We start from the raw sequence: 10,285 nt of genomic DNA on the forward strand, positions 1-10,285 counted from the left end.
GTTTGGATTAGTCAAAACTAGGCGTAAGCGCCATCGAGAGATTGACGCTTACACCCAACAAATTTGGGCAAAATCTTCTTAAGTTGACACCAATGAGCAATGCTGTGCCCCTACCAATGTATTTGTATCAAAAAGGGTTGTCTCGTTCCCAGTCTCCGACTGGGAATGCATTCCGAGAGGGCTGCCGCCTCAAGACTTGCGGCAGAGCCGCAATGAGATGCATTTCCAGCCTCCGGCTGGAAACGAGGTTTTAAAAGGGTTTTAGCTTAAGCTGACACCTATGAGCATTGCTGTGCCCCTACCAATGTATTCGTATCAAAAAGGGTTAAACCGAAAATATACGGATATAATATTGATTATTCTAATACCAAAAGCTGCAATTTATCTTCATACGCCAGACGACTACGAGCAGCTACTATATATTTTGTAAATCGGACAGGACGCTTAGCCTACAATAATAGTGCTATATCTTTGTAGTTGAAAATTTTAATAAACTACAAAGGCTTAAAAAAATCACAAAGCCGACTTTTGCAACACAACCGTATTTGATGGCTAAATCAATTGTTTCAACAAAACGGCTCGGCAAACAGTTAATCAACTGGTTGCTTGAAGAAGACCGACGAGAGAAGGAAGGACCTTATCGCAAGGAAGAACCACATCGCCAACATCCTTGGTGGCAGGTGATGTGCTTAACTGGTGTAGATTATTTCTCTACCCTTGGCTATCAACCTGGGATTGCAGCCCTGGCAGCTGGCGCTCTTTCTCCTGTGGCTACCCTGATTCTGGTTTTGCTGACACTCTTTGGAGCATTGCCAATCTATCGGCGCATTGCTGCCGAAAGCCCTCGTGGGGAAGGGTCGATCGCAATGTTAGAGCGTTTGCTCCCCTGGTGGCAAGGCAAATTACTTGTGCTGTGCCTACTTGGTTTTGTGGCAACCGACTTTATTATTACCATTACCTTGTCGGCTGCTGATGCTACAGCTCATATCATCGAAAATCCGCTGATCCCAATTTGGCTTCACAATCAAACGATCGCAATAACTCTCATATTAGTTACATTACTAGGCGCAGTTTTCTTGAGAGGTTTCCGAGAGGCGATTGGTATTGCAGTAGTTTTAGTGGCACTTTATCTGCTGTTAAACTTGATTATCGTTAACGTCGGTGTGTATCAGATCATAATTCACCCAGAAGCGATCGTTAACTGGCAGACGGCACTTTTTGCACGCCATTCCAACCCTTTGATGCTACTCGGCATATCTCTCCTCATATTCCCCAAACTAGCGTTGGGATTGTCAGGCTTTGAGACTGGTGTGACCGTTATGCCCCTCGTCAAAGGTAGCAGCAGTGACACTTCCCAACATCCCAAAGGGCGGATTCGGAATACACGCAAGCTGCTGACCACTGCTGCTCTAATTATGAGCTTCTTTTTGCTCACCACCAGCTTTATAACTACTCTACTGATTCCAACCGCAGAATTTGCGTCTGGGGGCAAAGCTAACGGACGCGCCCTTGCTTATTTAGCACATCTATATCTAGGCAATGGCTTGGGCACAATTTACGATCTAAGTACTATTTCCATTTTGTGGTTTGCAGGTGCATCTGCAATGGCAGGGCTGCTCAATATCGTGCCCCGCTACTTACCACGCTATGGAATGGCACCAAATTGGGCACGAGCAGCGCGACCTTTAGTTTTAGTCTATACAGCGATCGCCTTTGTTGTGACAATTATCTTTCGGGCAAATGTGGAAGCCCAAGGTGGGGCTTACGCAACTGGTGTGCTTGTATTGATCACTTCAGCTGCCTTTGCCGTCACTCTATCAGCCCACCGTCATCGAGAGAAGCGGGCAAAACTCGTTTTTGGCATAATCACACTGTTATTTTTATATACCACTATTGTCAATATCATCGAAAGACCAGAAGGGATTAGGATCGCTGGGTTCTTCATCGGTGCGATCATTTTTACTTCGCTGGTTTCTCGTGTGTGGCGTTCAACGGAACTACGAGCAGAGCAGATCGAATTTGACGAACTTGCTGGCCAATTCCTTGCCGAAGAGAGCCAGGGAGCAATCCGACTGATTGCAAATCGGTTGAATAAGGGCGATGTCCTAGAGTATTTTATGAAAGAGAAAGAGGTACGCGAGGACAACCATATTCCACCCAACGATCCAATTCTTTTTTTAGAGATTCGTGTATCAGATGCTTCGGAGTTTGCGGATGTGATCAAAGTCAAAGGAGTGCAAGTTGGTGATTATCGCATCCTCCGGGCTGAGAGTGCAGCAGTACCTAATGCGATCGCGGCTTTATTGCTGTATATTCGTGACCAAACAGGTAAGATTCCCCATGCCTACTTCGGTTGGGTTGAAGGCAACCCCATACAATACTTACTGCGTTTTATCTTGTTTGGGGAGGGTGATATTGCTGTAGTTACCCGTGAAGTACTCCGTCGGGCTGAAAAGAATTCTCACAGGCGTCCTGGCGTTCATGTCGGGGGTTAATTAAGCTTCACGAATTAATAATAACCACAAAACTTTTTTCCCAGAGGTCTAATGAATAATTCCTACAAGAAAAATGTTGTCATTATCGGAGGAGGTCCGGCGGGGTTAGCCACAGCTTTAATGTTAGCGAAAAGAGGCTGGAAAGATATTACAGTTATTGAAAAAAGACCATCAGCAGATTATTACGAACCAGATAAATCCTTTAGTTATCAAATTGATGGTCGAGGGCAAAAATTAACTGATTTGTTAGAACTAACTGCCAAACTAGCTGATTTGAGTGTCTCTAGTACCGAATTTTATTGGACTCTCATTCAAAAAGACGGCACACGCAAAACAACAAAACTACCCATCGCTGATTCTAAACGCAAGACTGCGTATTGGCTGCCAAGAGCATCTTTTTTAGATTTACTTTACCAAGAAATTCATCAACATTGGCAAGATTCGATTCAGGTCTTATTTAATACTGAGTGTGTAGAAATTAAACAACATATAGAGCATTTAGAAGTTATTACCCAATCTCAATATCAAGAAAAATTGAGCTTTATTCCTACTCTGATAGTAGGTTGTGATGGCTTCAGTTCTATTGTGCGTCAAACTCTTCATCAAATGGAAGGTCAATCACATTCCTTTGAAATGCAAAAGTTTCCTTCTGCTAGTTCCGGTTTAAAATACAAAGTTCTCACTTTACCTCCTCAATTTCCCTTATCAGAGTCAGAAGAAGATTTAGCACAAACTACAATGGCTTACACCATTAGGTCTACTTTTAAAGGGCGTAAAAAAGCAATTTCTCTGGGGTTATTACCATTTAAAAATCCTGATCAACCAAGAACGGCGAATATTATTACCTACCCAGATCATCAGATATGGCAATTAGAAACCCAAGAAGAAGTTAAACAATTCCTGACACAAGCATTTCCTCAGCTTCCCCTAGAAAAGATTATTTCTCCTGAAGAAATAGCCAGATTTGCATCTAGTGACGGCGGGAAATTTCCTATTCCTCAATATTGTTCAGGGTTGTATCAAATTTGGGGAAAACCTGAAGAGAACCAAGGAACAGCAGTAATTTTATTGGGAGATGCGGCTCATTGTTTTCCTCCCGACATTGGACAAGGTGTTAATTCTGCGTTAGAAGATATCTATGAAATCCATGAAATTTTGGCAGCAACTCAAGATAATCTCTCTCAAGCACTTCCTCGCTATGAAAGCTTACGCCAACCAGATATTAAAGCCTTAATCCGCTTAGTCCAAATTAGTTATCCTTGGCAATATAATCAAGATCCTCTACAGAAGCAATTATGGAGTCTTAACTTTTTTCTGCGCTTACTTTTGAATCGTTTATTCCCTTTTCTATTTAATCCCCATTCCATATTACTAATTCAGAATCATCAACTATCTTACTCAGAAATTCTCGCTAAAAGTAACAAAACTACTCAAGTTTTAGCTATTTTAGGAGGATTGGCAATATTGACTTTAATAGTGAGTCTTATAACTTAGAAATATTTTTCTGGAATGGGGCTAATACCGTTTCACTTTAATAATGATACAAATACGTTGGTAGGGGCACAGCAATGTTCCTTACGAGAAATCTATATGTATCAGGGTTTGTCTGAAATGGTATAAGAGGATAGTCAATTTTTCAACAGTGCTAGGAGTGTTAACAAATTAATTATTTTCTTAGTGATGGCTTACTTTTATGTCCGTCGATTAACTAGGGTAGCGCTAGCTTGGTCAACAGGCATCAGCACAACTTCATTAATATTCACATGGGGCGATCGCGTTACACAGAAAAATATCACATCAGCCACATCTTCTGCTGTCAGAGGTGTAACTCCCTGGTAGACTTTGTTGGCGCGTTCAGTATCTCCGTGAAAGCGCACCTCGCTAAATTCCGTTTCTACCATACCAGGGTCAACGGAAGTTACACGTATCCGCGTTCCCAAAAGGTCTTGTTTTAAACCTTCAGAAATTGCTCTCACAGCAGCTTTGGTACCACAGTAGACATTGCCACCGGGATAGGTTTGATGTCCAGCAATGGAACCTAAATTTACCACATGACCGCGATCGCGACTCACCATTCCCGGCACAACATAGCGGGAAAGATAAAGTAAACCTTTAATGTTAGTATCAATCATGTCTTCCCAGTCTTGAAAGCTGCCTTCGTGCAACTTGTCTAAACCACGACTTAGACCAGCATTATTAATTAGAATGTCGATGTCAGACCAGGCAGGGGGTAGAGTAGAAATGGCTTCTTCGACAGCGTTGCGATCGCGCACATCTAGCTGTAACAAATGAATTTCAGTACTAAAATCTTTATTGAGAGTATCTGCTAGCTGCTGCAAACGTTCTAACCGTCGGGCTGCTAAGATCAGTTTTGCACCCGCACCAGCGAAAATTCTCGCACAAGCAGTACCAATACCACTACTTGCACCAGTGATCAAAATGATTTGATTTTGTAGAGAAGTCATTGTTAGTAAAAAGTCAACAGTCTAGTGTTAATTTAATTGTTTTTATGAACTACTATATAGTCTACGACGGTAATTGTAATCTCTGCGTTACCCTAGTGCAATTGCTAGAAACCTTAGACAAGGGAAAATTATTTCGCTACGCTCCCATGCAAGATGAGCAGACACTTTTGCAGTGGGGAATTACAGCCCAAGACTGTGAACAGGGGGTGATTTTAATTGATGGCAATGAACCTCAAAGACGTTGGCAAGGTAGTAACGCAGCAGAAGAGATTGGACGGTTATTGCCAGTCGGAAGTATATTTGTAGACGCTTATCGAGCCTTACCGGGGATGAAATGGGCAGGCGATCGCTTTTACGAACAAATCCGCGATCATCGCTATGCACTCTTCGGTAAGCGTTCTAATACTTATGAATCCTCATACTGTACGGATGGTAGCTGCAATCCATAGGGTAGCTTTAAAATCTCGTTTCCAGCCTCTAGCTGAAAATGCTCCTGATTGCGGCTCTACCGCGAATTTGGCAGGGTCATATTTGAATCTTGAATTTTGAATTGTTAACTGCTGTGTCTTCTTCTATCTTCTCCAATTCAGAAAGGATTTAAAATATAAAAAATATATTTGACCAAAGTGACTCAAACAGCCGTGAATCACAACGGGGCAATACCACAAAGCAGTAAACCAACTTATTACTCCCTGCTAGGACTGCATCCCTCGGCATCGGTAATCGACATTCGCCGCGCTTATCGGCAACTGAGCAAACGCTATCATCCTGATACTACAGATTTGCCGACTGCGATCGCCACTCCCAAATTTCAGCAAATCAACGAAGCCTACGCCACTCTTAGCCATCCAGAACGTCGGTTAAGGTATGATTTAAAAATTGGCTATTCCCGCTTTGGAGTGATTCAACCACCTGCTGATTTGAATCATCCCGTCTCGCGTTCCGATGAATGGTCAAAATCAGCTTACCTCGATCCGAGCGATCGCCCCCTCTCATCTGGCGAAATCTTTGCTTTATTTATGCTGGTGTTAACATTTGTAGGTTGTCTGTTATTAGCAGTTGCCATTGGCTTAACTCGTGGCGAGACTGCGATCCATTCCCATTTGCTACAGCCAACCCCATCTGTACAACAGCACCTTATTCATGTGTTGCAACCAATTACCCCTATGATAATTAAAATAATTCGTAATTCGTAATAGAGCCTCCGGCACGCACTCGCGTTCGTAATTAAGTTTTGTAAGGGTGATTTTAATTAGGCATCAAAATGTGCTGCCTATAGAGGCAGGGGAATTAAACTGAACATACTTTGTTAAAAATTAAAAAATTCCCTAATCCAAAATCGTTCGACTGAGCATCTCGACTTCGCTCGATGGAACCGTAGCCGAAGTCCAAAATCTAAAATCCAAAATCCAAAATTCCTATGCCTCTTCTTCCCTCTGATACTCCCCTATATAATCATCCCCTGCCACAAATTGAGCAGTGGCTAAAAGACCAAGGCTGTCAACAAGACGATATACAGAGGCATTGCTGGCATGTGCAGCGGCCTAGTTGGCAAGCTGAATTATGGCTCGATGTTGAGCAAATCGTAGTACGATATGTCCAATCTGGGGAAAATGGCCAAGATATCCAACGTTCATTTAAGTATTCTCTTAGTCGAGATGATGTAGAACAAGCTGTGTTTTCAGGCCCATAAGAAAGTGCGAAGTACCGTTCACCGTACTAAAGTTGATAGCGATCGCTACCATTGTCGAAAGATGCAATTGCGGTTAACTCATCCCCCGACTTGAAGCCGGGGGGAAATCGAAGTCATTAGTTATTAGTCATTAGTCATTAGTCATTAGCACCAATGACCAAAGTCATTAGAGACGAGATTAATCGCGTCTCTAATGACTTTGGAAGCGCGGACACCCCTCTTGTTGGGATGGGATTCCCGCCGGTTCTCGTTGATTTTTGACAAAAATCAGTACACCCGGAAAAGGCTTCTTCCCTACTCCCTATCTACGCAAATAATTATGGCTACGCCACGCTGCGCGAACAAAAATCAAAGCAGACTGCTATACTAGCGCTGCAATTGATGAATTGCGCTTTTTGTAAGTTCTACTTGAATTTGTTCTTTGAGTCCTGTTTTAGATCCATTTGCTACTTGTTCTAGGAGAGATATCTTTAATTCTCTCAGCTTCGCCTGATCCTTTGAGGTTAAAGCGATTTCTAAAGTGTTGTACCACAAATGAGCTTGGTTATAGAGATTTGCCTTAGTTAAAACATCATTGCTTTGAGAGAGTTGCTTTTGCAAATCGGGTTGAAGTGAAACTACTTTCATGGCAGCTGTAGCAAATTGATTGCCTGATGGGTGATTAGCGTCGCAGACTAATTCGATTTGCCAAAAATATCTTTGACCAACTAACAATTCTGGATTGGACAGAGATAGCACCATAATTCCTGGTAAACTTTTAAAATTTTCGTCTTTAATCTCTTTTACCAACTTAGATTGTTTGCTAACTTGGTCATACTCATAAAGCCGAAACTCCATTTGCAAGGAGGCAGAATTGCTGATAAACCAAGCGAATGTAGGACGGGTTGCCAAACTTTGCCCATAAATTTGGGAAGGTGCAAGCAAAATCAGGGCTGGAACGCGACTTGAAGATGATGTCTCGGACTGAGTTTCGCATCCTCTAGAGCCACCTGAAGTTCCTGTAGTCTGAGGTGGGGGATCATTAGAATTATTGCTCCCATCAGCTAAGGCTGTTGTAGGCATCAATAACAATAATAAGCTCAAGCCAATATCAATGGATGTAAAAAGGCTTTTTCTCAAACATTTATGGGAAGGACGTAATATCTGAGCCATGTTCTACCTGGATAAGTTGCTAGGACAAGTCTTAAGAAGATATCTGCTTAAACAACCTATATTTTGCAGATGGGCTTGAAAATATGGTTGTGTTGCAAAAACCAGTGCTGGTATACTAAAAGTGCAGAAGGCAGATAATTCAGCAGCGAAAGATAGCCCGTTAATCAACTGCAAGTAACTATTTTGTGATGGCGACACTTAATATGCAAGATTATTCTACTGTCTATGCGCTGGTATATGCGATGTCCCCTCTCGTATCGAAACCTTGAAGAAAAGCTCGGACGAAAGTCTAAGCTTTGTACAGCATTTCATAATTTGTAGCAAATTAAATTTGGCAATACCTTGCAATGCCAAGGCATACCGATGCAATGTTAATGCGTTGCCATATAATGCCAATGCATACCGATGCAATGTTAATGCGTTGTCATACAATGCCAATGCATACCGATGCAATGTTAATGCAATACCTTGCAATGCCAATGCATACCGATGCAATGTTAATGCGTTACCATACAATGTGATGTGCATTAACAAAAATAGGTTGTTTCAGGCTTTTCTTAATTATCCTTTGATCGTAAATAGACCATGCTGTAGGGGTAAAGCGCATTGCTCATTGGTGTCAACTTAAGCCAAAACCCTTTTCAAACCTCGTTTCCAGCCTCTTGCTGGAAATGCTGCTCATTGTGCCTCTGCCGCAAGTCTTGAGGCGGAGCTTCTCGAAATGCATTAAGAGTCGGAGACTGGGAACGAGACAACGAGACAATCTTAAAAGCTGCTTATAGACTAACTTTCACCTTAAGTTGACATGCATGAGCATTGCTAAACCCCTACGAAAGATGTGATTTTTACCTGATACATATTTGGTATTTATTGTCAATGTCTAACTCAAAGTCTAGTGCCTACAACACCTGACACTGCCCATGATGCCGTAACAAATGGTCACACAGCACCAACGCCACCATTGCCTCAACCATTGGAACTGCACGCGGTAATACACAAGGATCATGGCGTCCTTTGGCTGCTAATAGCGTTTCTTCGCCCTCACGAGTGACAGTCTTCTGTTCTTTTCTAATTGTTGCTGTCGGCTTAAATGCAACTCGCAAAATGATATTTTCCCCATTAGAAATCCCTCCTTGAATACCACCAGAACGGTTTGTTAGTGTGCGGATTTCACCATTTTGATCAATATAAAATTCGTCGTTATGTTCAATTCCCGTTAGCAGCGTTCCCCCAAAACCGGAACCAATTTCAAAGCCTTTGCTAGCAGGGAGAGACATCACACCCTTAGCGATATCAGCTTCCAATTTATCAAATACTGGTTCGCCCAAACCTTTCGGGACATTTCGCGCCACACATTCGACGACACCACCGATAGAATCACCTTGTCTACCTATTTGCTCAATTAATTCAATCATGCGATCGCAGCATTCAGCATCGGGACAACGGACGATATTGCTTTCCACTTGTTCTAAGGTGACAGTATTTGGATCAACTACACCTTCTAAGTCTTTGATGCGCTTGACGTAAGCGATAATTTCCACATTGGCAACTTGACGGAGAATTTTTTTAGCGATCGCACCTGCTGCGACTCTTCCGATTGTCTCACGCGCTGACGACCTACCCCCACCTTGCCAATTGCGAATGCCATATTTTGCATCATAAGTTGCATCCGCGTGAGAAGGTCGATATTTGTCGGCCATCTCATCGTAATCTTGGGGACGAGTGTCTTGATTACGTACCAAAATTGCGATCGGCGTTCCGAGTGTTTTGCCTTCAAATACCCCTGATAAAATCTCGCAGGTATCCGCTTCTTTGCGAGGGGTAGTAATTTTACTTTGTCCGGGACGCCTTCTATCTAGTTCTGCTTGAATTTCTTCTGCCGAAATTTCTAGTTGTGGAGGACAACCATCAATCACAACCCCCACACCGCCGCCGTGAGACTCGCCAAAAGTAGTTATCCGAAATAGATGTCCAAAAGTGTTGCCCATGATATTGAGGAAAAAGTTAAGGCTTATGTATTTTACCTAGAGTTCTTGCAAAAGTTTGTTTTTGCTCTGATCTAACAAATACGGTAGGGCTTTTTTTGTTTGGCAAAATGGCATATATCTAAATTAACCGGTTGCTATGGTATTTGAGGAAGATACATTCCATGCGAAAAAGTACTGACTTGCATTACCCCTGGTAGTTAGCCAGGGGTTTTTATTGTCACTTCACTTTAATAATTGTCCAAGTGTGAACTACTCAACACTGACCACAAGTTTCAAAAGTGCGTAGGCGTAGCCCAACCTAGGCATCGCACTTCTACACTCAACTAATAACGGGTTATTCAAGACTATTTGGGAAAAAAGCAGCAGGCAAAATATGAAAAAAATCTGCCAGTTCTTGAATAGACCTCTTGCAAAAGTCCCAGATGCGTGGGACAAATAAGTTAGAGTTGGGTAGCATTAATGACCTACGAACAAGTAAAGATCCTAAAGCCG

At 42.4% G+C, this 10,285-nt stretch carries 8 protein-coding genes; 5 read left to right on the forward strand and 3 right to left on the reverse strand.

What is annotated here, in order from left to right; translation table 11 throughout:
- The first annotated feature begins 548 nt into the window (after positions 1–548).
- On the forward strand, positions 549–2,495 hold the full coding sequence (locus tag V7L05_RS17505; RefSeq protein WP_335165813.1) for an amino acid transporter: 1,947 nt from the start codon (positions 549–551) through the stop codon (positions 2,493–2,495).
- A 51-nt stretch (positions 2,496–2,546) separates the two neighbouring features.
- Positions 2,547–3,989 (forward strand): FAD-dependent oxidoreductase, encoded by a 1,443-nt coding sequence (locus V7L05_RS17510; RefSeq protein ID WP_335165815.1) that lies wholly within the window; start codon positions 2,547–2,549, stop codon positions 3,987–3,989.
- 197 nt (positions 3,990–4,186) lie between these two features.
- On the opposite strand, the gene V7L05_RS17515 is transcribed toward V7L05_RS17510, so the two are convergent.
- Complete coding sequence (locus tag V7L05_RS17515) at positions 4,187–4,960, reverse strand: SDR family oxidoreductase (RefSeq protein ID WP_335165817.1); 774 nt, start codon at positions 4,958–4,960, stop codon at positions 4,187–4,189.
- Between the two features lie 44 nt (positions 4,961–5,004).
- Between V7L05_RS17515 and V7L05_RS17520 the strand changes: the two genes are divergently transcribed.
- The 3 genes from V7L05_RS17520 to V7L05_RS17530 all read left to right on the forward strand — a co-directional run bounded on the left by V7L05_RS17520 (position 5,005) and on the right by V7L05_RS17530 (position 6,653).
- Positions 5,005–5,409: a thiol-disulfide oxidoreductase DCC family protein gene (locus V7L05_RS17520; protein WP_335165818.1), complete on the forward strand. Its 405-nt coding sequence runs from the start codon at positions 5,005–5,007 to the stop codon at positions 5,407–5,409.
- Between the two features lie 177 nt (positions 5,410–5,586).
- On the forward strand, positions 5,587–6,156 hold the full coding sequence (locus V7L05_RS17525) for a J domain-containing protein (protein ID WP_442937869.1): 570 nt from the start codon (positions 5,587–5,589) through the stop codon (positions 6,154–6,156).
- Between the two features lie 224 nt (positions 6,157–6,380).
- The gene (locus V7L05_RS17530) at positions 6,381–6,653 is read left to right on the forward strand and encodes a DUF3143 domain-containing protein (protein WP_334784936.1); all 273 of its coding nucleotides are present in this window, start codon (positions 6,381–6,383) and stop codon (positions 6,651–6,653) included.
- Positions 6,654–7,019: 366 nt separating this feature from the next.
- Here the strand turns inward: V7L05_RS17530 and V7L05_RS17535 are convergent, their stop codons facing one another.
- Together V7L05_RS17535 and aroC are read right to left on the reverse strand one after the other, a co-directional pair.
- On the reverse strand, positions 7,020–7,805 hold the full coding sequence (locus V7L05_RS17535) for a DUF928 domain-containing protein (RefSeq protein WP_335165820.1): 786 nt from the start codon (positions 7,803–7,805) through the stop codon (positions 7,020–7,022).
- Between the two features lie 899 nt (positions 7,806–8,704).
- Positions 8,705–9,793: a chorismate synthase gene (gene aroC / locus V7L05_RS17540; protein WP_335165822.1), complete on the reverse strand. Its 1,089-nt coding sequence runs from the start codon at positions 9,791–9,793 to the stop codon at positions 8,705–8,707.
- Positions 9,794–10,285: the final 492 nt, after the last annotated feature.

Origin of the sequence: Nostoc sp. (assembly GCF_036917755.1) — a bacterium.
In the GTDB taxonomy this organism is placed as follows: Bacteria; Cyanobacteriota; Cyanobacteriia; order Cyanobacteriales; family Nostocaceae; genus Nostoc.